We start from the raw sequence: 24,032 nt of genomic DNA on the forward strand, positions 1-24,032 counted from the left end.
CGTATGCCTGAAAAAGATCTGGCAATAGTATTCGATTGCGGAGCCACAAACCTGCGGGTGATCGCCATGGATATTCATGGCGAAATTGTGGCTTCGGAATCGACATCAAACAATACAAGTCCCGATCCTGAATTTCCCGGTGGCGTAATTTGGGATGTGGAAGAAATGTGGGGAAAACTTTGTAGTGCCTCGCAAAAAGTAATGGCAGCAATCGATACAAAACGAATTGCCGGAGTTACTGTTACAACCTTTGGTGTTGACGGTGCTTTTGTCGACAAGCAAGGCAAAATGCTTTACCCGGTTATTTCATGGCAATGTCAGCGAACAACGCCTGTAATGAACGAAATCGGAAAGTATATTCCGCTTGAGGAACTTTACGCCGAAGCCGGAACTTTTCCATACGCGTTTAATACCATCAACAAAATGGTTTGGATGAAGGAAAATCGGCCGGAGGTGATTGAAAATTCGCATCGATTTCTGTTTATTACCTCCCTGTTTATTTTTAAACTGACCGGTGAATTAAGGAACGATGCAACGATGGCCGGCACATCCATGTTGATGGATTTGCAAAAACAGCATGCTTCGGAAAAGGTATTTGCGGCACTTGGTATTTCGCCTGAAATTCTAGGTGATATTGCTGAGTCCGGAGAACAGGCCGGAGTTGTTCATAAAAAGGCAGAAACCGAAACGGGGATTCCGTCGGATGTGCCCGTGTTTTTTGGTGGTCACGACACGCAGTTTGCAGTATTTGGCTCGGGAGCCAATGAAAACGAACTCGTTTTAAGCAGTGGAACCTGGGAAATTATTATGGCACGAAGTGCAGGTTTTAAGTCTACGAAAGACGAACTGGCAGCACAATTAACTACCGAAATGGATGCCGAAAAAGGCTTGTTCAATATCGGGCAGAATTACCTGGCATCGGGGATTTTGGAATGGTTTGCCAAGAATTTTTACCCCGAATTTAGTGGTGATGCTTTGTACGGTAAAATGATTGCCGATGCAAGTGAAATCCAACCGGGAGAATCTACTGTTCGTGTAAATCCGGCATTTTACGGCGAAGGCGGAGGTAATAATTTTGGTGCAATAAACGGCTTAACCATTCAAACAAAACGAGGTGAAATTTACCGCGCCTTTCTTGAAAGTCTGGCATACCGATTGCGATTTGGTGTTGAGGCTTTGGAAAATGCAGGTGGTTTTAAAGCGGAAAAAATAATTTGTGTTGGCGGCGGATCAAAAAACAATCTCTGGAACCAACTGCGTGCTGATGTTTGTAACCTGCCTATACAGCTGGTTGACCAAAAAGAGACAACAGTGCTCGGAGCTGCTTTGTTTGTGTTTGCCGGTTGTGGAGTGGCAGCTTCGCCACGTGAAGCACGGAAAGCGGTGGATTATAAACCACAGGTAGTTCTGCCTTCTGATGATCAGCAGACCTACGATCGTTTATACCATGAGTTTAAGAAAACCATTCAGTAGAGTTGCTATATTTGTGCAGAGAAGGAATTATACTGAATAATTGATGGTTACATATAAAAAACTTCCGGGTGAAGTACTTGCACATCTTGAGAGCGTAGCAGAAATTGCCGGTTATTTATGGAATAAAGAATGGATCGAAAAGAGTTCGGGAAATATATCCATTGATTTTACCGGCCTTTTTTCGGCTACGGCATTAAAAGCGGTTGGCGAAGAATTTCCTTACGAATTTCCGAAAGAAGCTGCCGGAAAAATACTTTTTGTTACCGGTTCTGGCTGTCATTTGCGGCACCTTGTTTACAAGGCTGAAGAAGTGTCGGCAATTATCTTTATTAATGAAACGGCAACAGCATATTCCATTTTGTGGGGCGGTAAAAAAGCCGGTTTTAAACCCACTTCAGAGTTGAGGGCTCACCTGAAAATTCACCTCTTTAACGAAGTTAATAATACAGGGAGAAAAGCCGTTGTTCATGCGCATCCAACAGAGTTGGTTGTGTTGAGCCACCATAAACTGTTTAAGGATGAGGCGGCGTTTAATCATGCGTTGTGGAAAATGTGTCCCGAAATTAAATTGTATGTTCCTCATGGTATTAGTTGTACCAACTACGCACGTTACGGAACCGAAACCTTAGCTGATCTCACTTTGGCGGGTCTAAAGACAAATGATGTTGTATTGTGGGAGAAACACGGTGCTTTAGCGACTGGCGCTGATTTGGAGGAAGCTTTCGATTATTTGGATGTTGCCAACAAAGGAGCCAGGCTTTTATTACTAGCCTGGAGTTCCGGTTTTGATCCGGAGGGATTGTCACCGGAACAGCTGGACGAAATTTCACGCTCATTGTAGGCCTCGCTTAAAACTCCCTGGTGTGTTAAATTCTTATACCGGGTTTTCCGGTCGGAGATTAGCCTTTCAATAAAATTTTACCTTTGTGGCTCACCAGAAGCATAATTCAGTATGAGTTTAAGTCGTTCGCACAAATTCTTTATTCCCGTATTAACAATGGTAATGGCCGCAATGGTTGCCATGTCGCCGTTCGCAATTGACACTTATATTGCAGCCTTACCCGATATTGCCGACTTTTTTGGAGTAAAGCTAAACGTTGCCGAATTAACAATCACACTGTATTTTCTGGGATTTGCTTTTGGAAATTTTTTCGGAGGTCCGTTGTCTGATGCATTTGGAAGAAAGACGATTGCACTTACGGGAATTGCGCTTTACGGCATAGCTTCCTTGTTGATAACCACCTGTACAAAAATTGAGTATGTATTTGTTCTTCGGGTGTTGCAGGCTTTTGGCGGAGGTTTTGCCACGGTAACCGGAAATGTATTTATTCGCGACTGGTACAGCGGAAAACAGGTGGCGCGTTTTGTAACCATTATCAGCATGATAATTATGCTGGCTCCATTATTTGCACCGGTTCTGGGAGCCGGTTTAATTCATTGGTTTGGCTGGGAAAGTATCTTCTGGTTTTTGTTTGCCTTTGCCATTTTACTGTTTTTGTCGATGGCATTACTTATCCCCGAATCGCGAAGTAAGGAGCTGATTACCCGAAAAATAACAGGTCGCCAATTGCTGGAAAAGTACCGCATATTTTTTTCCAATAAACAAAGCACAATATTGTTATTTGCTATTAGTTTGCCGATGTCGGGTTTGTATATATTTATTACAGCTGCATCGTTTATCTACATCGAATACTTTGGAATCAGTCAATTAAACTTCCCGATATTCTTTGGTGCCAATGTGGTTTTAAACATTTTGCTTTCCTTTCTGAACACTATTTTGCTACGTAAATACGATCCTGAACAAATACTCCGTTTTGGGCTGCTTCTGCAGTTGATATCCGGAATAATTCTGGCAGTATCAGTGTTAATGCCTGATCCGCAATTGTGGTCGGTGTTTGGTGGTATTGTTTTGTTTGTAGGAAGTTTAGGTTTGGTTTTTGGTAACGGAACAGCTACAATTCTGAATCACAATCCCGAAGTTGCAGGCTCGGCAAATGCTACTATCGGAATTGCCCGTTTTGCCATTAGCGCGTTAATCGGAAGTATAATGGCACTGTTTCATACCGGCGATCTGGTGCCGTTTGGTTTGGTATTGTTTTTCTGTACCTTGTCGGGGAATATTTTGTATACCTGGGCGTTACGGATTAAATCGTAATTAAAATCCTGTTTTACCAAATATCGGTAAGGCCATCTTTGAGCGCCTTTTGGTAGCGTTCGGGATTAAACTGATATAAAAACGGTGATTTATGAGCCCCGCCCGTTTTGCGCTCTTTTAACTTATCAAGAATATCGTATTTTAAGATCTTCCGCTGGAAATTCCTGCGGTCGAGTTCTTTGCCTAAAATTGTTTCGTATAGCGTTCGTAATTCAGGCATTGTAAACTTTTTGGGCAATAATTTAAGTCCTATCGGCTGGTAGTTGAGCTGTAAACGCAAAGTTTCGTGCGCTTCATTAATAATTTGGCGGTGGTCGACGATAAGCGGAACATCCGTGTCCAGATTTTGCCATTCACATCGGTCGGAAAAATAATCAGGAGTAGGTTTAACTTTTTCAAAATCCACCAATGCATACAGGCCAATCGAAAGAAAACGTTCGTTAAAAAAGTCCATATCGACCGATTTACCCGATTTAATAACATCTTCAATGGCCGTGTTGGTTTTCGATCGAAGCGGATCGCTAAATACCTTAAACTGTTTCAGAAAAATCTTATCGAGCCCGGTACGTTCTTTTAAAATGCGCTGTGCTGCCTCTTCAAGTGTCTCTTCGTATTCTATAAATCCCCCCGGGAGTGCATAGCCTTGGGTATATTTTAAATGCATCAACAGCACTTTCAGCTCATTGTTGTGAAACCCGAAAATCACACAATCAAGGGAGATATGATTTAAATACTGTGTCGAATTAAATGGTTTAATGCTAGTCAAGGTTTTAGTTTTTTCTGCATGCAAAATAGCGAATTTTCGGGTAATATTAATTGAATATGTTTAAGAATATAATAATGTGTCGTATTGACACGTAACTTAAATTTTATTTTTATCTTCATCGCCGTTCAACAAAATCTGATTTCGTTGAGCGAAACAGTAAAACTAAATTAGAACTAAATTCTTCACCATGAATCTTAAAAAACTAAGACAAACTTGTCTGTTTGCCCTGGCGATTCTTGTACTTGCATCAGGTGCTTTGTCTGCCAGTGTTTCTCAACAAAAAAGCGCAAAAGAAATCGTTAAATCGATGACCCTGGAGCAAAAAGCTCAATTGGTAATTGGAACAGGAATGTACTTTCCGTTACCCGATTCGATTCGCGAAAAAATGCCTCCAATGTTTGGTGGCGGTCTCGATACTAGCACTCCATACGGAAAAATGGTTGACAAAATCCGTGCTTATCTGCCGGGAACTGCCGGGGTAACGGCAGAATATCCTGACTTGGGTATTACCAGCCAGACTTTGGCCGACGGTCCTGCCGGATTACGCATCAGTCCAACACGTCCGGGAGAAAGCGATACTTATTATTGTACTGCTTTCCCGATTGCCACAGTAATGGCATCGTCGTGGGATACCGAATTAGTGGAGTCGGTTGGTAAAGCAATGGGTAAAGAGGTATTGGAATATGGTGGAGATGTTCTTTTGGCTCCTGCGCTTAATATTCAGCGTGACCCGCTTTGTGGACGTAACTTCGAGTATTATTCGGAAGATCCGCTGGTTGCCGGAAAAATGGCAGCTGCCATGGTAAAAGGTATCCAGTCGAATGGTATAGGAACTTCAATTAAACACTTTGCTGTAAACAACCAGGAAACCAATCGAATGTCGGTTGATGTAATTGTTAGCGAACGTGCGTTGCGCGAGATCTACCTGAAAGGTTTTGAGATTACCGTAAAAGAAAGCGAACCGTGGACAGTGATGTCGTCTTACAATAAAGTAAACGGTGTTTATACTTCAGAGAGTCACGACCTGTTAACAAAAATCCTTCGCGACGACTGGGGATACGAAGGTTACGTAATGACTGACTGGGGCGGCGGTAGCGATGTGGTTGCCCAAATGATAGCCGGAAACGATATGATCCAGCCGGGTTCTCCTCAGGCAATTAAAACACTGATTGAAGCAGTAGAATCGGATAAACTTGATGTTGAAATTCTGAATACAAATGTTGAGCGTATTTTGAACATAATGATGGAAACTCCACGTTATAAAGGATACAAAATTTCGAATAAACCGGATTTAAAAGCACATGCCGAGGTTACGCGTCAGGCAGCTACCGATGGTATGGTATTGCTGGAAAACAATGGAGCACTTCCGTTTGCAAAAAGTATTAAAAATGTGGCTGCTTTCGGAAATACTTCTTACGACTTTATCTCGGGCGGAACTGGTAGTGGCGATGTAAACGAAGCTTATACCATTTCGTTGATGCAAGGTTTGCAGAACGCCGGTTTTGAAACTTATACCGACCTAAAAGATACCTACGAAAACTACATGGCAGAAGCCCGCAAAGTGCAGGATAATTCCAAAAACTTTTTAGCTGCCATGATGGGCGGAAAAATTCCGGTTGCCGAAATGCCTTTGGATGCTTCAGTTGCTGCCGACATGGCTGCAAAAGCTGACATCGCGCTGATTACAATTGGTAGAAATGCCGGTGAAGGTGGCGACCGTGAAGCAATTGAAGGTGATTTTTACCTGAATCAAACGGAGAAGGATATGATTAAAACCGTTACCGAAGCTTTCCACGCAAAAGGTAAAAAATCGGTTGTTATTCTGAATGTTGGTGGTGTTGTTGAAACTGCAAGCTGGAGTAACATTCCTGATGCTGTTCTTTGTGCTTGGCAACCTGGTCAGGAAGGTGGAAATTCAATCGTTGATGTGCTCTCAGGAAAAGTAAATCCATCGGGAAAACTAGCACAAACTTTCCCAGTAAAATACGAAGATGGTTCGTCGTCTGATAATTTCCCTGGCGAAGCAATTAAAGTTGAAGGTGCTGAAGATAATACTGCCGACCAATCAGGTTTCTCGATGATGCGTCGCGTACCATGGGAAGTAGTTTACGAAGAAGATATTTACGTGGGATACCGTTACTTCAACACTTTTGATGTGCCGGTAGCTTATGAATTCGGATACGGAAAATCATACACCACATTCGAATACAGCAACCTGAAATTAAGCGACAAGAAGTTTGATGGAAAGATCACTGTTTCAATCGATGTGAAAAATACCGGTGATGTAGCGGGTAGAGAAGTGGTTCAGGTGTATGCAAGTGCTCCGGGTAAATCGCTTGAAAAGCCGGAAGAAGAATTGGTTGCTTTTGGAAAAACAGCCTTGTTAAATCCTGGTAAATCAGAAACACTTTCGTTTGACATTGACGCAACACTTTTGGCTTCGTTCGACGAGGCTAGTACAAGCTGGATAACCGAAGCCGGTGATTACACGGTGAAAGTGGGAGCATCTTCAAAAGACATTAAAGAAAAGGCAGCATTCAGCGTTGCCAACGATATTATAGTTGAAAAGGTATCAAAAGCGATGGTGCCTGTAAAAGACTTTGAAAAATTGCATAGGTAGTGGGTCTTAGTTAGTACTCTCTCCCTGAATTTGTTCAGGGGGGGAGTTCCCTTTTTAATTACCTGTGTTTAACAACCTTTTTAAGACTAAACAAAAATTAAACCTACTTCCTATGAAAAATGTACGAGCGTTTATGTTTTTAGGTCTTGCCCTAATTCTTGGGGGCTGTACTTCTCAACCTGCCAAACAAATAAAAGATGGTGTAACTATTGCCGATGGATCGGTTAGTGGTTCTTTTGATGAAAGTACCGGAATTACAACTTTTAAAGGAATTCCTTTTGCAGCTCCTCCTGTTGGGGATTTGCGCTGGAAAGCACCCCAACCGGTTGAACCCTGGGAAGGTGTAAAAGAATGCACTGAATTCTCTGCCAGTGCGATGCAGGCGACTCCTGTTCCTTTTATGATGTGGACGCAGGAGTATATCGCTCCGAAAGAGCCACTCAGCGAAGATTGTTTGTACCTGAATGTTTGGACACCGGCAAAAGATGCTACCGAAAAACGACCTGTATTCGTTTATATTTATGGTGGTGGTTTCTCCAGCGGATCAGGTGCAGTGCCAATCTACGATGGTGAAGAAATGGCAAAAAAAGGCCTCGTTTTTATTACCATAAATTACCGGGTTGGAACCTTTGGTTTCCTGGCTCATCCTGAACTTACAGCTGAATCTCCAAATCATGCTTCAGGAAATTATGGCTTGCTCGACCAGGTGGAAGCGTTGAAATGGGTAAATAAAAATATTGCTGCTTTTGGTGGCGATCCTGATAATGTAACAATTGGCGGTCAGTCGGCCGGAGCATTCAGTGTAAATTATTTGGTTGCAAGTCCGCTAACAAAAGGATTGATTCACCGCGCTATTGCTGAAAGTGGTGGTGCTGTTTTATCGAGTAATGCATTGGCTCGTGGCGGCGATCTTAATTTTGGTGAGGAAGCCGGCGTAAAATTCGCAGAGGAGTTGGGAGTTTCATCAATTGAAGAATTGCGCGCAAAAAGTGCGGAGGAGATTTTAGCCGGTGGCGGCTTTAGAAATCCGATCGTTGATGGTTATTTCCTTCCAAAATCGGTAGGAGAAATTTTTGCCAACGGCGAACAAAACGATATTCCTGTAATTATTGGTTGGAACGAAGATGAAGGTTTTGGCGGAGCTCCTGTTCCTGCCGATCAGTTTAAAGAGCGTGTAAAAACCATGTTTGGTGATAAAGCTGATGCATTCCTTGCTGAATTTCCATTAAACACCGACGAGGAAGCTTTCGCTATTCAGAACGATCTTGGCGCACTACAAACATTTGGTATTCAGTCGTACAAATGGATGTTGTTGCAGAACGAAAAAGCAACATCGAAGGTATTTATGTACCGTTTCGAGCGTGATGTGCCTTATGCCGAAGGAATGACAGATTTTGGAGCTTTCCATACCAGCGAGGTTCCTTACGCTTACAATAACTTAAAAATGAGTCCGCGTCCGTGGACAGAGGAAGATTATAAACTTGCTGACCTGATGTCGGACTACTGGGTGAATTTTGCCACTGCGGGAGATCCAAATGCAGAAGGATTACCGGCATGGGAAGCAGCAACTCCTGATAATCTAAAAGCAATGCACTTTAACCTCACTTCTGAATGTGGGGATTTGCCGAGTGTTAAACTGCTGAAATTCCTTGATGATCTCTATTCAAACTAAAAATTAGCGTATTAAAATAAACTCAATATGAAAAAACTAAAAATAGTATCTACGGCGCTCCTTTTTGCTGGTTTATTTGTTGGTTGCGGCCCAAAATGGACAGAAGAAAATAAGGGCGATTTTAACCTCGTTCTCAACGAAGGTGGAGCAACTTTAGGTTATTCACCAGAATCAGGAGTAACGCTGATTACTGATGGCGGTTATGCCTTTAAAGATTTAAATAAAAACGGCGAACTGGATGTGTACGAAGACTGGCGTAAGTCGGTTGATGAACGTGCACAGGATCTGGCATCAAAAATGTCAGTTGAACAGATTGCAGGTTTAATGTTGTACAGCGGGCACCAGTCGATTCCTGCCGGAAGTGGTGGTTTTGGGGCCGGAACCTATAACGGAAAACCATTTAGCGATGGTGAAGCAAAATCAAGTGACCTGACCGATCAGCAAGTGAAATTTTTAACCGATGATAATTTGCGTCACGTACTGATTACAACCGTTGAAAGTCCGGCTGTAGCAGCACAGTGGAACAACAATATGCAGGCTTTGGTTGAAGGTCTTGGCCTGGGAATTCCCGGAAATACAAGTACCGATCCACGTCACGGAACAAGAGCGGAAACCGAGTATAACGCAGGCGCCGGTGGCGATATTTCGATGTGGCCAACAACATTGGGTTTGGCAGCAACTTTCGATCCTGCTGTAATGCAGCAGTTTGGCGAAATTGCTTCTATTGAATACCGTGCATTGGGTATTGCCACTGCACTTTCTCCACAAATCGATTTATCAACCGAGCCACGCTGGAGCCGTTTTAGCGGAACAATGGGCGAAGATCCCGGGTTGGCTGCCGATTTGGCACGTGCTTATGTTGATGGATTTCAAACCTCTTCAGCAACAAAAGAAATTGCAGGCGGTTGGGGATTCGAGAGTGTAAATGCTATGGTAAAACACTGGCCAAGCGGCGGCCCGGAAGAAGGTGGTCGTGATGCACACTTTGGTTATGGTGCTTATGCTGTTTATCCGGGAAAAGCCTTTTCTGATCAGCTGAAACCGTTTACCGAAGGTGCCTTTAAACTGAATGGCCCAACCGGGCAGGCAACAGCGGTTATGCCTTATTATACTATCTCGTACGATATCGATCAGAAATATGGCGAAAACGTTGGAAATGCCTACAATAAATACATCATCACCGACCTGTTGAGAGGCGAGTATGGTTACGATGGCGTAATTTGTACCGACTGGATGATCACTGCAGATACAAGAAGTGTACACGAATTTCTTGGAAAATGCTGGGGTGTGGAAGGACTGTCGATTGCTGAACGTCATTACAAAGTTATTGAAGCCGGTGCCGACCAGTTTGGCGGTAACAACGAAAAAGGACCGGTTTTGGAAGCCTACGAAATGGGTGTGAAAGAACACGGCGAAGAATACATGCGCAATCGTTTTGAGCAGTCTGCTGTTCGTTTGCTGAAAAATATTTTCCGCCCCGGATTGTTTGAAAATCCTTACCTGGTAGTTGAAGAATCAGAAAAGATCGTTGGAAATCCGGAATACATGCAAGCCGGTTACGATGCACAGCTTAAATCGGTTGTGATGCTGAAAAACAAGGCCGGTGTACTGCCTTTGGAAAAGAAGCTCAAAGTATATATTCCACAGAAATTTACTCCGTCAGGAACCAACTGGTTTGGCATGCGCAGTGAGGAAAAATGGAGCGATGCAGCGAATATGAGCATCGTTGAAAAATACTTTGAAATTGTAGATGCACCTGAAAAAGCAGATGTTGCAATTTGTTTGATCTCCAGTCCGCAAGGAGGAACCGGTTACTCGCTGGAAGATAAACAAAAAGGAGGTAACGGTTATGTGCCAATCTCGCTTCAGTACAAACCTTACACTGCTAAATATGCCCGCGAGGAAAGTATCGCCGGTGGTAGTCCGTTTGAAGATTTTACCAACAGAAGCTACAAAGACAAAACTACTGCAGCAGCCAATGCTTACGATATGGAAATTGTAAACAAAACAAAGGCACAGATGGGTGATAAACCTGTGATTGTTGTGGTAAATGTTGCGAATCCGTTTATTCCTGCCGAGTTTGAAAAGAGTGCCGATGCAATTCTTGTACATTGTGGTGTACAGGATCAGGCGATATTCGACCTGGTAACAGGCGAGGCAGAACCATCAGGTTTGTTACCGTTCCAATTACCTGCTAACATGAAAACTGTGGAAGAACAGTTTGAAGACGTTCCGCGCGACATGGATTGTTATGCCGACGAAAGTGGTAACGTGTATGATTTTGCCTACGGATTAAACTGGAGTGGGGTTATTAACGACATAAGAGTACAGACATACAAATAAAACAATCGTAGTTTCAGAAAAGGATCTTCGGACTTTTCCGGAGGTCCTTTTAACAATAAAATCAACTAAGCTAAATCAGCCGTTGCTTTAAGCCGGGATCATCCGGTGATCAAAATAAAGTAAAGAGGCTGCAACCAAAAAAAACATGAAAAACAAGATCTTTTTAAAATTAGTGGCGCTTGTGTTATGCGCGTTTAGTTCCATCATTGTGTACGGGCAGGATGTGGTGCAAATCGCCAAAAATGATGGAACTGTAAATTTTGACGGGGTGCCCGACGAAGCTTTTTGGCTAAAAGCAAAACAGTTCGATCTTGTGATGCATATTCCGAATTATGAGGCTGCACCAAGTGAGGAGACAAAAACGTACATCAGTTACGACGATAACTTTTTGTGGGTTGGTGCTTTTCTTAACTATCAGGATCCTGCCAATATTGTTTCTACCAGTAAAAAGCGCGATGAGATATCGAAGAATCCCGATGCTTTTGGAATTCTGCTCGATACCTACGACGATAACGAAAACGCACTGGCTTTTTTCACCATGCCAGCCGGACAGCGTATCGATTTTGCGGTGTCGAACGATGCTCAGATGATGCCAAGTATTTACGGATCAACATCATTAAACTATAGTTGGAATACCTTCTGGGACGTGAAAACAACACGTACTTCAACCGGTTGGGCGGTTGAAATGCGAATACCATTTTCAAGCCTTCGTTTTCAGGAAGTGAACGGGCGTGTTCAAATGGGATTGTTGATCAATCGCGGCGTAAGTCATAACAACGAGTTGGATACTTATCCGGCCACCGATCCGAAATACGGAAGACTGGCTGCCAACAAACCATCGCTGGCGCAAACCATCGAACTGGCGGGAGTAAAAAGTAAAAAACCCGTTTATATTGCTCCGTATGTAACTGCAGGTGTGGAGAAAAACAATGAGCTGAACGATGCGGAAACAGCTTTTGATTCATCAAAAGACAATAAATTAACCGGGGGAGTGGATATTAAATACAGCCTCACCAGTAACCTCACCATGGACTTGACAGTTAATACCGATTTTGCCCAGGTTGAAGCTGATGATGAGCAGGTTAATCTAACACGTTATGCACTGTTCTTCCCCGAAAAAAGGATGTTTTTTCAGGAACGTTCAAGTATTTTCGATTTTAAATTAAGCGGACCTAGTAAACTATTTTACAGTCGCCGTATTGGTTTGGATGAGAACGGTTACCCAACCCCAATTTTAGGTGGAGCGCGTTTAACCGGACGAATGGGAAAATGGGATATGGGTTTTATGGATATGCAAACCCAGCAGAAGAATGAAAACCCATCGGAAAACTTTGGAGTATTGCGTTTCCGCCGCCAGGTAATTAATACCAACTCGTATGTGGGAGCAATTATGACATCGCGTGTTGGTGCCGATATTAGTGATTCATATTCTTACGGTCTGGATGGTATCTTTCGTGTTTTTGGCGACGATTATGTTGAGGTGGGAGTTGCACAAACGACAGATCCTGACGGGACTGACTTCTCTGCCGGAAAGGAAAACACATTCTATCGTGCATCGTGGGAACGCCGCAGTGAAGTGGGATTTGCCTATGATTTCTCGTATCAATACACCGGTGAAAAATTCGATCCGCAGGTTGGTTTCTTATCAAAATATGCTACTAAAGGCCCGATGCTTAAGTTTAAATACGGATGGCTCCCGGGAGAAGAATCAAAACTGTTTAACTACAACGTTGATGTTACGTTATACGAAACGCACCGTGTTACCGATGGCGGTTTGGAAACAGGTATGTACGGTCCGGGTTTTAGCATGACAACCAAAGCAGGATGGTATACAAAACTGGATTTGAACTACCGTATCGAAGGTGTTGATATTGGTTTTGATCTTGATGATAACGTTAATGTTCCGGCAGACGAGTATAAAACCTATAATGCAATGGTGTCCTTAATGTCGCCGGTTTCGAAACCATTGTCCGCTACTGTGTTAATGACGGGTGGTCAGTTTTACGATGGAAATAATATAACCGCAACTGTTCAGCCAATCTATAACCTTTCGGCAAGTTTGCAGTTTTCGGCCTATTACAACTTCAGCCATGTGGTTTTCGCCGATCGTAACCAGGAAATGAATGCACATGTGGGGCGTCTGAAGTTTTTATACATGTACAACACCAAATTGTCTCTCAGTTCATTTATCCAGTTTAACAGTGTAAACGATGTTATGGTATCGAACTTCCGTTTGCGCTACAATCCAAAGGAAGGAAACGATCTGTACCTTGTATACAACGAAATCCGGCCATCGAAGGATTATGTGGACAACGGATTGGATGAACCTAAATTTTTAAACCGGACAATTCAGGTAAAGTATGTTTATACTTTCCAGTTATAGAAAATAATATTTTAACCAGAGCTTTTTAATAATCGTCTTAGGTTATTACGTAAAAGAGGAGAGAGGCGGGTTTACTTTTTTGTAAGCCTGCTTTTTTTATATTGTGCAATGGCTTCAATATTTTAAGTTGTTCATTAGAAAACCTGTAAAATTAGGACTCATTTCTGATGGTTCTGTCTTCGCGCCAGACGGGCTCTTTCTTTTGTTCACCTAAATAGAAATATGAGGTGTTCACGATTTCGCTTTGCTCAATTCCAATCCATGAAAAGAAAGCAAAAATCTTGTCAAAAAATAACCTCTGCGTTTTTTCAATGAAACGGGTTAGCCCGACTGACGGATTTTTGACGAGCCCGCACAAAGTTTGCTTTAAGGTCCGCCTTCGAGAAAAAACGTCAAGAAAATAAATGGAGAGAACGCCTGCCTGCCGGGAGGCAGGTAAAAAATCAAGTCTGTTTGACGCTCGTTAGACCTGAGGAACGAAGGGCTAAAAGGAGGAGTTTCTTGATTTTAGTGAAAGGAATTTATTTTTAGTTTTTTATCGTCAGCGGTGGCTTTTTTGAATACTTTTTCAGCTATAGAAAAAAGTATTTTCTGTCTGAAAAGACGATTACATTAAATCAATCTACATTTTGTGATAAGCTTATAAAAAAGGGCCTGCCAAGCCCTATTTTACACGCCTTGGGAAAATCATCCCGTTATATGATACATTTTAATTGTAGAAAATCTCGCGTGTAGATTAGTTTTGCACTCAAACAAGATGATACCAATGAAGACATTTTCAATTTTCTTCCTATTTGTTACCCTGGCCGCGTGCAATTCAAAAGATACCAAACAAAGTTCAGCACCGCTTACCGAACCGTTGTGGTCGGTAAAATTTGCTGAATCGGTATTACACGAAGCCGACAGTTTAATTTATTATCAACGCGAAAAACCCAAATACGAGTACGATTATGCTTTTCTGGGCGATGCCATTTATAAGCTCAAGGATGTTGATCCGAAATACGGTGCTTACCTGAAAGACTATATCGATTATTTTCTTCATGATGATGGACAAATCGACGGACAAAAAACATCGGATTACAACATCGACCGCGTACGTCCCGGTAACTGTATGATCACTTTGTACGAAGATTATGGCGATGAGAAATATCGTTTGGGAATTGAAACGCTGGTGGATCAAATGAAAGGTCAGCCGCGCACCAATTCGGGTGGTTTTTGGCATAAAAAAGCCTATCCTTACCAAATGTGGCTCGATGGTTTGTACATGGCCTCACCTTTTTTAAGTCGCTATGCCAACGATTTCGATCAGCCACAATGGTTCGATGAAGTTACTTTTCAGCTGCAGGAAGTGTACAAACATACCCGCGATGAAAAAACAGGGCTGGTTTACCACGCCTGGGACGAAAGTCGCGAGCAACGCTGGTGTAACAAAGAAACCGGCCAGTCGAAACATTTCTGGAGCCGCGCCACCGGCTGGTATATGATGGCTTTGGTTGATGTGCTGGAAGTTTTACCCGAAGATCATAAAGACCGGGAAGCCCTGATTACCATATTAAATGATTTGAGTAGTGCCATTCTGAAGGTTCAGGATGCAGAAACAGGATTGTGGTATCAGGTGATGGATATGGGCGGTGAAGAAGGAAATTATGTGGAAGCATCAGGATCGGCAATGATTATTTATGCTTATGCCAAAGGAGCTAAAAATAACTGGTTACCGCAAAGTTTTCTTGATGTTGCCAACGCCGCATTCGATAGTATGACAGAAAACCTGGTTTCGGAAAATGAGAATGGTTTTGTAATTTTAACCAATACTTGCGGCGCCTGCGGTTTGGGAGGAAATCCATACCGCGAAGGAGACTACGATTACTATGTGTCGGAGAAACAAGTGGATAACGACCCAAAAGGAGTTGCTCCGGTGATAATGGCCGCCATTGAATTAAATAAATAATTTCAAACTAAAACGAACATGAAAAAAAGAAGCTTTGTCCTACTATTATTTGCAGTTATTCTGATTAACCAAACTCAGGCACAAAATAAAACCGATGTAAGTTTATTTATGCGTTCGGATAGTTTGCAACAGGTTGAAATTAGTGATCAATCAGGCGATTTGTACAGTACAATCGGGCATCACGGGCCGGCAGTAGAAAACGAGTGGATGGCACTGCGTATTTATTTTAGCGATAAAGCAGCAATTGATGTTTATTCAAAAGCCAAAGCTCAGCTTGAACTGAAAGAAAAAGCGTGGTATCCAACAGCTGAAGATCAAAAAGAGGGCTGGGGAGCCGATTATTACAAAGTGGGTCAAACAGTTGGTTTGGGCGGTGTGCGTCTTTGGGATGGAGAAAAAGTTGTAAAACTGAATCCTGTTTCAAATCGTACCGCACGTGTGGTAAAAGCACCTACCTGCTCGTACATGGAAATGTTATCGGAAGATGTGCCGTACAAAGGCCGGAATATTGATGTGTTGGTGCGTGTTACCGTATATTCGGGAGAAAGAAATGCCAAAGTTGAAGCCTTTGCTTTGACTGACGAACCCGTGCAATTTGTTACCGGAGTGAATTATCACAAAGGGCAGGAGATCTACAAAAAGGACGGTTTAATCGCTACCTGGGGGTTACATCCGGAAGATGTTGCTGCCGAGTTAGTTGAAATTGGCGCTGCCATACTATACGATCCGGCTGATTTTGTAAAAACAGAAGACGATGGCTCACAGTTTCTTCTCATCAGCAAACCGGGCAAACAATTATCAGCCTGGGTATCGTCGGCTTGCGGTCGCGAGGCAGATATCAATACCATGAAAAAGTTTATCGGCTTTCTTGAAAAGTGATAAATGGATGCAAAACAATTTAAAATAAACGGTCTTTTCGTTTTATTTCTGGCTTTGCCTTTTTTCGGTCTATCCCAGAAAGGCAATGTCAGTTTTCAGCGTGATACAACGTTTAACGTACAAAGTGCTTACCGGAAGATTGCCAAAGATTTTCCGCAGGCAATGATTGTTAAGGAGTTTTCGATTCCTGCGATCAAAGAAAAACGGAACGTAGTTTACTATTCGTTTGGTGAGCGCGATTTACACATCGATATTTTTTACCCTAAAATCAGCAACGAAAAAACAGTTCCCGGAGTGCTGTTGATTCATGGCGGAGGCTGGGCCTCAGGAACAAAATCGCACCTGGTACCGATGGCGCAAAAGCTGGCCGAAGCCGGTTATGTGGCTGCAACGGTAGAATCACGTTTATCGCCCGAGGCCAAATACCCTGCAAGTGTTACCGACCTGAAAACAGCCTTAAAATGGCTACGTATCCATGCAGATGATTTTGGTTTAGATACAGCAAAGATTGCTACACTTGGAACCTCTTCGGGGGCTACAGTGGCTTCGTTACTGGGGACAACCGGTGGAAATCCCTTATTTCCCTCACACGAAGTTAGTGAGCCGGTAAGCGATAGGGTGCAGGCCATTGTAAATATTGATGGAATACTGGATTTTACCGACCCCAACGAAAGTGGCAAAGACGATAATCCGGCAAAACCATCGGCCGGAGCACGTTGGTTTGGAGCTACCTATAATCAAAAACCGGAATTGTGGATTGAAGCATCGCCATTAACTTATGTAAGCGATAAAACGCCGCCAACCCTTTTTGTTAACAGTGCCTTGCCACGTTTTCATGCCGGCCGCGATGAATATTTAGCCGTGTTGAATAAAAACGGAATTTACAACGAAGTACATACGATAGAAGAAACACCACATCCGTTTTGGCTGTTCCATCCGTGGTTTGATGAGGCGGTACCGCTGGTTATTTGTTTTTTGGATAAGACGTTGAAGTAACTATTAATTTGAGGAATAACTCAACAATTCTTTTACTTCTTTCCGGTAGCTTTTGCCAATATTTAGCAGAACATCATCAACCATTACCTCATTTAACGAACGCTCTTTAATCCGGTCGGTATTGATGATAAACGAACGATGAATCCGTAAAAATGTATCGGGTAAGCGCGATGCCAGATGGCTGATCTTTTCCTTACTCACGATCTTATCTTTTACCGTAACAATCCGGATATAATCGGCCATACTTTCAACATAAACAATGTCGTCGTATGGTATTTTTATCGTTTTTCTGTTCGACATTACTTCAAGAAACGATTTCTTCATTTTCTCGTTTTCCGAAAGAAGCTTTTCAATGGTTTGCTGGTTTTCCCGAATCTGGTTCATCAGTAAAAAAAACGACCAGAGGATGACCAGTAAATACAATACCGCGGCCAGTAATTTAGTTTGGGAAGCGCCGGGACTTAAATTCTGATAATTTAGATTTACCATAAAAACAAACGAAAAAACCAATACCAGCATTTCGAGGTAGAGCGAAACAACAGCCGTACAAAAGGTATAAAAGGCAAAACGTGCATACCGTTTCGCGAAGAAATATTTTGGCACCAGTACATAATTGAAAAAATAAGAGGTGCCGATAACAATGGGAAGTAGCATACAAACAAAGAAAAATGCCGCCGTGTTGTTTCTCCACGAAAGTCCAAATGTTTTGGTTAAAACGAGTAATACAAAAATCCAGTAGCCGATATGATAGTAGATGTTTTCCGACCTCTTGTTCATTTTCTCTAATTTTATGCTAAATTTAGTAAAGAAATGGATTTGACAAATTCAGAGTCGATATACGACCCTTTTAGAACCGCTTTCGGCCTTGACGAATTTCGGCGACTCACATAATTTAGCAACAGTATTAATCGCAAAAATTCTATTATGTTTTTGAAGGAAAAGTTTTATGAAGGAGGCCCTGCTTTTATGGGTATTCTCACTATTTTATTCGTTATCACCGTTGCATGGTTTATCTATCAATTTGTTGTTGCTTACAGTTCGCAAGCAGCCAATGCTGAACAATCGTTACGAAAACTCGCCTATGGTAAAACATTGGGTTTGTTTGCCATGATAACCGGTCTTTTGGGACAACTTATTGGTTTTACAGGCATATTTGATGCAATGGAGTTAGCAGCCGGCGCAGGCGAAGAGGTTCAACCGGCATTAGTATATGGGGGGCTAAAAGTTACCATGATTTGTAGCATTTACGGGATGCTGATTTACCTGTTTTCTATTTTGTTGTGGTTTGTTTCCACGGCGATTATTGAAAAACGGATGACAAAATAAGTTGCCTCATAAGCCAATACCGGGTAGTTTTAATTCTGTTGACAGAACTATCCGGTTTTGGTTTCAGCCGTGCCCCTGTTCTTTCTTCTTCGATTTATAGTTGTCATGCAGACCAATTCCTGCCAGGATCATTGGGGTACACTTTTCGATTCTTGATTGGATGGTTTTTGATTGTTTTGCCTGCGAAAAAAAGAGGATATAACCCCGCTGTCTTCCCGGAGTAAGTGCTTCAAAGGCCGTTTTTAGTATCGGGTCTTCTGCGAATTTTGCTTCCAGTTCCTCCGGCACAGGTTCCGGATTGGTTTTAAACGCCACTTTTATTCCGGCTTTTTCTACTTCCACTGCCTCAAAAATGTATGCTTTTATATCATTTTCAACCGTTTGGATTTCATCCGTGCTTTTAAACTTAAAGAATCGTGTGGCCTGTGAATTCGGGCCGGGTTTATCCAGCAGCTTTTTACTGTCGTTTAGCAACGCACCTTTAAAAAAGCTGATACAACTATAATTTTTAAAGGCACTTACCATTAAAATGTTTTTGTTCCGGTAGGTGTAACAGGGCACTCCCCATTTTGATTCTTCCGTTAATCCGCAGTCGAGAACGATTTTTCTTAAAAGTTCTAACTCTGCCATCCACGAATGAACCTTGCAGTCCGCAGTGCCACCAAGCGGGCAACGTCCACAGCCATTAATAAAGTAATTTTCTACTGATTTATTCATTGGTCAACAGGTTTAGGCGATAGCGGATCATTTCAGTAATGAGCTTTTCCGGAAGTGGTTTATTTAATGGAAACTGCACCGATCCTTTTCCTTTTTTGAAATCTTTCAGTTGCTCCCAAAAATGCTCCATTGTTGCGGGGTGAGGGTAAAATCCAACATGATTTTTAAAACCCGCGATCATTAATTGTTCATCTCTTTTACCACCGTCAACCAGCGTAAAAGCGGCGATATTATAATTTATAAGTTCCGTAGTATCCGGCACATTTTTTTGAATTAGCGCCCGAAGTTGTTCCAGGTAGACTTTGGCTGGCCCATCGAAGCTGTTAATGTAGGCTTCTATTGTTTCGAAATTACTCAAGGTTCTCTAATAATTGATGATTGAATTACTAAACAAGTTTAGCACAAATAAGTTGTTTCAATTTAAATCGAAACCGATGGCTGGAGTAGGAGGGTGTGTGCGGGTTTATTTATTCCGGTTTATTATATCCAGCACCACACTGTTATCGGCATAAACCTGCCAAAGTTTTATTTTACCGTCGGCAACAATTGTTTTCCACGCCGCAGGAATTCTCCAATGGTTATCTGTATCCGGACTATTTTGGTCCTTTTTATACGTCCCGCCGGCATATCCCAGAAGAACAATCACCGAATCATTTTGCAGGGTATCTGTTATCTCGATCTTATAATCCGGGAATAATTCGAAATAGCTTATCCATGCTTTTTTCATGTTCTCGCTGCCGGTCATTTTATTGCCTTGTGAGTCGATAAACTCATGGTCTGAGGTCATTAAATGGTACAGCTTTTCAATATCAGCTGTATTTATTGCTTCGACAAAATCATTAACAACTTTTAGATCCATCATTTAGTCCGTTTAGTTACTTTTTTAAACGCATTTCAAGGTAAGGATTTGTAAAACCCAATCGCTCGTACAAGGCTTTTGCAGGGTTGTCAGCGTCAACATGTAAAGCAATATCACCGCTTGTATGGTCAATAACCGATTGCATAAGTGATTTTCCCAAGCCTTTTCCCCGCGAATCTTTATCGGTGGCGATGTATACCAGAATATTTTCGGGAATGTAGTCGCCCATGCCGGTGCAATTAACAACTGTTGCTCCGAGGATTTTGGTCGTATCCTTTAGCACCATCACAAATCCTCCAAACGAAGTAAATTCTTTTAAAGCATAGTCAATTGCTTTCTGAATGTGTGGTTTCGGATCGCCATATTCGCCCAGGTTATCGAAAAGAAAGTCTACTATTTCCAACTTCTCTTCGTTCGAAGGTTTATTAATCGCGTTGTATATTCTGGTTTCAATCATATATTTTAGTAATCAATTCTATTGCTCGAATTCTTCAGTTATTGGCTTCTTTCTTGTTTTTTCCGAAAGGTAGTGTTTGACCGAGGATTAATAAAACCATGGTTAGCATTACTAAATAATTCCCCAGATTTTCGGAACTAAACAAACTGTTATAGTCGATGATAAACAATTCCGCAACAAAGATGATAATTGCTGCTATAATTACTCCGATTTTTAATTTTTTCATTTTGTTTATAAACTGTTTTATTGCTGGTTTTGACCTTGAGTTAACGGTAAATTGTATGAGTAGTGGCAGATTGCGTGGTACTTTCCTGTCAAACCGCTACGTTGTTTGAGCGGGCTACAAACTTTGATATTTACCACAACGCCTGCCATTACTTATACAAAATGTTGGCTGCTGGGCTTTCTAATTTCTAATCCAAATTATATTTCTTTTCTCTCTTTTTAAATGCTTCATTCCCACCTTCTAGCTTTAATAGTTGGTGTTTGTTATCAATATTTTCAATAGAACTTAATAAAAAGTTGGTGTGTCTATTTTTTTCATCTTCTGTCAGAATAAGAATTTGCTCAGCATCACCATTAATAACAAAATTTGCATTGTGTGTTGCAAAGATAATCTGCCTTTCTTGCTTCTTCTTTTTAATTAGTTCTACAAGGTATTCTGCAATTAATCCACTATCTAAGTGCGCCTCAGGTTCATCAATAATAATTGGAGTGTTACCAAAGCCTAACATAATAATCAAGACAGCAGTACATCTTTGGCCAAATGATGTGTCTTTAAGATTTGTTTCACCATAACTAATGTTTATCTTTTTATAAGTGATACTATCATAATAGTGCTTCCTAATCCAACACTTATAAATTTCAAAATTATCATCTTTCTCTAAACATTGCATTGGATAGTTACCTGCCTTTGTCCAATGATGATGTCTTTCTCTCAAATCTTCAAGAGTCTTATTTTCATCCAATATAACTTTAGGAAGAATACTAAATAAAGAGTTTCTAATATTCTCTTGTTGAAGATTATAAGGTGGGTATGTTTTTATAAATTCTTTAAAAATACCATCTAATGCCTTGTCCTCATCAAACTCAAATTCTAATTTGATAGGTTTAATATGTTTAGGATTTTTCTCACTAATTTCCTTCAATTGATTGTTGAATTTTTCTAATTGGGATGAAACCTCACAATCATATTCTTGTTTGATTGCCTGGAGGTTTGCCAAAGAAATTGCTTTTAATTCCTCTTCTATTTTTTTTATTTGTTCACTTTTCTCTTTTTGTTGAGTAATTTCTATTTGTAATTGTTCAGGAATTTCTTTTAAATCATCTAAGTTTTCTTTTGAGATACCCTGTTGTTTTAAGTAATCTTCTAATTCGTCTTGAAGATTCTTTATATTACTTTCAAACGTTTTTATTTCTGCTTCTTCATTTGTGAATTCCTTACTGAAATATTTATTCTGCAGTTCATCCAAAGCTTGCACAAAATCAACAATAGCTTTTAAATAACCACTTCCATTTTCTTTTTCTTTGTTTAAATGATTTTTTGTTATACTTGATACGAGCTCCTTTAGTGCAAAGAATTCTTGCTTTTCTAATTTAACTTTATTTAATAGCGTACTGTTTGATTCAATTTTTTTGTTGAGTTCTTTGTATTTGCCATCTTGGTAGGTTGAAATTATTTTCTTTTTTGAAGCGATTTTACTCTCTAACTCTTTTAGTTCTGATTGTTTTTGCCCTAAATCGCCTTTCTGACTAATTTCTTTTTGAGCTTTACTCAATTCGTCGTTTAGTTTATTTTCAAGTTCTCTTATTTTTTTATTATTCTTTACTAAACGGTCATAAACTGCCAAAGTCAATTCCTCAGAGTTATTAGCAAATCTTTCAATTTCATTTTGAGCTAAAAATTCAATTGACTCAGCAGTACTTTCAACTACAAAATTATCATCTCTTAGAGGTTCAATCCTATTCTTTGTTAAGAACGAAAGCTCCTTTTTAGGAAGAAGTCTTTTTGTCAAAAGGTTTAGCAAAGTACTCTTACCTGTACCACGCCCACCGATAATACAGTTAAAATAGGGGCTTAAATTCAATTCTTGGTTTTCAACACCTGAAAAACAAAACTTCCCAGTTCTATTTTCGGATCTTATTTTTACATCAGGTTCAAAGTTGATATGAATTTTTGAGATTTGATGAACTGGAGTAATTGGTTTATTTTCTTGTATTCGTACTCTTTCTATTGGTTCGAATATGATTTGTTTTAAACCTTCAAATGTGGGGTCGGCCTTTATCCATGTATTCTGTTTAAATGAGTAGTTCTTGATGTCATGATTATCTGAACAAATCACCATAGGAATTTCTTTCTTTATAGCAGGAAATACTATTTTTTTATAATCTTTTTGGTCAGACTCTTTTCCCAATTCATAAATATCAATTAAGGTTGCTATTTCTGTTTTTTGTGCAATGGTATGAGGTAATGCATTAGTAATATTTTCAACCGTATTTGTTTTGGAACCTGCATGAATTGTAGTTATACCTCCAAGTTCTTTGACCTTAGAAATAGTCTCATCAATGTCAACATAAACGCAATTTACATGTTTTTGTAATCCTTCAATATCCTTTAGCCCCTTCAGTGACTGTAATTGTGTCCAAATGTGTTGAATGTTTGAATTTTCAGAAAAAATTGCGATTAAATGAATTGGTTCACTTCCTCTAGTTTCTGTCAAAAACTCAATACCTGGAAGAATTGTAATTCCATAAACTTTACTTAAGTCTTGAAGTTTCTTAATTCTCTCAACATCTATTACATGATGGTCTGTTATTGCTGCTAATGCTATGTTATTATTTGATAACTCATCAATTATGTCTTGATTACTTATCGATTTATCTTTGTAATCATAAGATGATGGAGTATGTAAATGCAAGTCCCATTTTCTCCATTCTGAACCTCTATTTATTGTCATTTAATCTCCCTTTTATTCATTTTACTTGAGTAACGGCTCTCTTGCCTTGCAGCCAACGTACGTGTAACCCAAAATTTTGGGTTACATCTTTATTGTCACTTTGGGTTATCGAGCCAATTTGGGTGTGTAATCCAACTTCTTGTGTAGATTTTATATTCGGGTGCGAAGTCATTCTTTTTGGTTTTGTTCCGGTTCGAGAGCGTGTTTCCGTTTAGTGCTTGTTTTTTGTTTTAAAGTTAGCAATCCTATTGAACAAAACAATATGGGTAGAAATGAATTGTTGGAAATGAATCCGGAGGATTCGAATGTTTGTAGCCTTAAATGGTCAAAAAGAAAATTCGACTCCCTGCCTACCGGACAGGCAGGCGGCCGGAGTCGTACCAATTGGGATGAATTGTTTGTCTACAGACATTTAATCCCTCCGGGATTGTTTATACGATTAAGGGCTAAAGCCCGGGACGTAGCTTGTTGATCAACCCCA

Annotated in this window: 19 protein-coding genes; 11 read left to right on the forward strand and 8 right to left on the reverse strand. The window is 40.8% G+C overall.

Features of this window, described 5'->3' with window-relative positions; genetic code table 11:
• Positions 1–3: 3 nt before the first annotated feature.
• The 3 genes from fucK (at position 4) to SLH46_RS06885 (ending at position 3,628) form a co-directional block, all read left to right on the forward strand.
• On the forward strand, positions 4–1,473 hold the full coding sequence (gene fucK, locus SLH46_RS06875) for an L-fuculokinase (RefSeq protein ID WP_320280429.1): 1,470 nt from the start codon (positions 4–6) through the stop codon (positions 1,471–1,473).
• A 43-nt stretch (positions 1,474–1,516) separates the two neighbouring features.
• Complete coding sequence (gene rhaD, locus SLH46_RS06880; RefSeq protein ID WP_320280430.1) at positions 1,517–2,314, forward strand: rhamnulose-1-phosphate aldolase; 798 nt, start codon at positions 1,517–1,519, stop codon at positions 2,312–2,314.
• A gap of 111 nt (positions 2,315–2,425) precedes the next feature.
• A complete protein-coding gene (locus tag SLH46_RS06885; RefSeq protein WP_320280431.1) occupies positions 2,426–3,628 on the forward strand; it encodes a multidrug effflux MFS transporter in 1,203 nt (400 codons plus the stop codon).
• 13 nt (positions 3,629–3,641) lie between these two features.
• Here SLH46_RS06885 and SLH46_RS06890 read toward each other — a convergent pair whose 3' ends face one another.
• Positions 3,642–4,418: an NUDIX hydrolase gene (locus tag SLH46_RS06890; protein WP_320280432.1), complete on the reverse strand. Its 777-nt coding sequence runs from the start codon at positions 4,416–4,418 to the stop codon at positions 3,642–3,644.
• A gap of 163 nt (positions 4,419–4,581) precedes the next feature.
• On the opposite strand from SLH46_RS06890, the gene SLH46_RS06895 reads away from it, so the two are divergent.
• The 7 genes from SLH46_RS06895 to SLH46_RS06925 all read left to right on the forward strand — a co-directional run bounded on the left by SLH46_RS06895 (position 4,582) and on the right by SLH46_RS06925 (position 17,235).
• Complete coding sequence (locus SLH46_RS06895; RefSeq protein ID WP_320280433.1) at positions 4,582–7,014, forward strand: glycoside hydrolase family 3 C-terminal domain-containing protein; 2,433 nt, start codon at positions 4,582–4,584, stop codon at positions 7,012–7,014.
• A gap of 112 nt (positions 7,015–7,126) precedes the next feature.
• Positions 7,127–8,686 (forward strand): carboxylesterase/lipase family protein, encoded by a 1,560-nt coding sequence (locus SLH46_RS06900; protein WP_320280434.1) that lies wholly within the window; start codon positions 7,127–7,129, stop codon positions 8,684–8,686.
• 27 nt (positions 8,687–8,713) lie between these two features.
• Positions 8,714–11,029: a glycoside hydrolase family 3 protein gene (locus tag SLH46_RS06905; protein ID WP_320280435.1), complete on the forward strand. Its 2,316-nt coding sequence runs from the start codon at positions 8,714–8,716 to the stop codon at positions 11,027–11,029.
• A gap of 145 nt (positions 11,030–11,174) precedes the next feature.
• Positions 11,175–13,412 carry a carbohydrate binding family 9 domain-containing protein gene (locus SLH46_RS06910; RefSeq protein WP_320280436.1) on the forward strand — a complete coding sequence of 746 codons (2,238 nt, stop codon included), beginning with the start codon at positions 11,175–11,177 and terminating at the stop codon, positions 13,410–13,412.
• A gap of 766 nt (positions 13,413–14,178) precedes the next feature.
• Entirely contained in the window at positions 14,179–15,360 is a 1,182-nt protein-coding gene (locus tag SLH46_RS06915; RefSeq protein ID WP_320280437.1) for a glycoside hydrolase family 88/105 protein, read from the forward strand.
• An 18-nt stretch (positions 15,361–15,378) separates the two neighbouring features.
• On the forward strand, positions 15,379–16,239 hold the full coding sequence (locus SLH46_RS06920) for a DUF4861 family protein (RefSeq protein WP_320280438.1): 861 nt from the start codon (positions 15,379–15,381) through the stop codon (positions 16,237–16,239).
• Between the two features lie 3 nt (positions 16,240–16,242).
• Positions 16,243–17,235: an alpha/beta hydrolase gene (locus SLH46_RS06925; protein WP_320280439.1), complete on the forward strand. Its 993-nt coding sequence runs from the start codon at positions 16,243–16,245 to the stop codon at positions 17,233–17,235.
• A gap of 3 nt (positions 17,236–17,238) precedes the next feature.
• Here the strand turns inward: SLH46_RS06925 and SLH46_RS06930 are convergent, their stop codons facing one another.
• Positions 17,239–18,012 carry a LytR/AlgR family response regulator transcription factor gene (locus tag SLH46_RS06930; protein WP_320280440.1) on the reverse strand — a complete coding sequence of 258 codons (774 nt, stop codon included), beginning with the start codon at positions 18,010–18,012 and terminating at the stop codon, positions 17,239–17,241.
• 147 nt (positions 18,013–18,159) lie between these two features.
• On the opposite strand from SLH46_RS06930, the gene SLH46_RS06935 reads away from it, so the two are divergent.
• A complete protein-coding gene (locus tag SLH46_RS06935; RefSeq protein WP_320280441.1) occupies positions 18,160–18,561 on the forward strand; it encodes a hypothetical protein in 402 nt (133 codons plus the stop codon).
• A gap of 63 nt (positions 18,562–18,624) precedes the next feature.
• Here the strand turns inward: SLH46_RS06935 and SLH46_RS06940 are convergent, their stop codons facing one another.
• The 6 genes from SLH46_RS06940 to SLH46_RS06965 all read right to left on the reverse strand — a co-directional run bounded on the left by SLH46_RS06940 (position 18,625) and on the right by SLH46_RS06965 (position 23,551).
• Positions 18,625–19,278: a YdeI/OmpD-associated family protein gene (locus tag SLH46_RS06940; RefSeq protein ID WP_320280442.1), complete on the reverse strand. Its 654-nt coding sequence runs from the start codon at positions 19,276–19,278 to the stop codon at positions 18,625–18,627.
• Positions 19,271–19,636 carry an iron chaperone gene (locus SLH46_RS06945; protein ID WP_320280443.1) on the reverse strand — a complete coding sequence of 122 codons (366 nt, stop codon included), beginning with the start codon at positions 19,634–19,636 and terminating at the stop codon, positions 19,271–19,273. The genes SLH46_RS06940 and SLH46_RS06945 overlap by 8 nt, the downstream gene beginning before the upstream one ends.
• A 105-nt stretch (positions 19,637–19,741) precedes the next feature.
• Positions 19,742–20,140 carry a nuclear transport factor 2 family protein gene (locus SLH46_RS06950; RefSeq protein WP_320280444.1) on the reverse strand — a complete coding sequence of 133 codons (399 nt, stop codon included), beginning with the start codon at positions 20,138–20,140 and terminating at the stop codon, positions 19,742–19,744.
• Positions 20,141–20,153: 13 nt separating this feature from the next.
• A complete protein-coding gene (locus SLH46_RS06955) occupies positions 20,154–20,594 on the reverse strand; it encodes a GNAT family N-acetyltransferase (protein WP_320280445.1) in 441 nt (146 codons plus the stop codon).
• A gap of 34 nt (positions 20,595–20,628) precedes the next feature.
• Complete coding sequence (locus SLH46_RS06960) at positions 20,629–20,820, reverse strand: hypothetical protein (protein ID WP_320280446.1); 192 nt, start codon at positions 20,818–20,820, stop codon at positions 20,629–20,631.
• A gap of 187 nt (positions 20,821–21,007) precedes the next feature.
• Positions 21,008–23,551 (reverse strand): TrlF family AAA-like ATPase, encoded by a 2,544-nt coding sequence (locus tag SLH46_RS06965; protein ID WP_320280447.1) that lies wholly within the window; start codon positions 23,549–23,551, stop codon positions 21,008–21,010.
• Positions 23,552–24,032 lie beyond the last annotated feature (481 nt).

The organism is Draconibacterium sp. IB214405, from assembly GCF_033963885.1.
Taxonomy (GTDB): Bacteria; Bacteroidota; Bacteroidia; order Bacteroidales; family Prolixibacteraceae; genus Draconibacterium.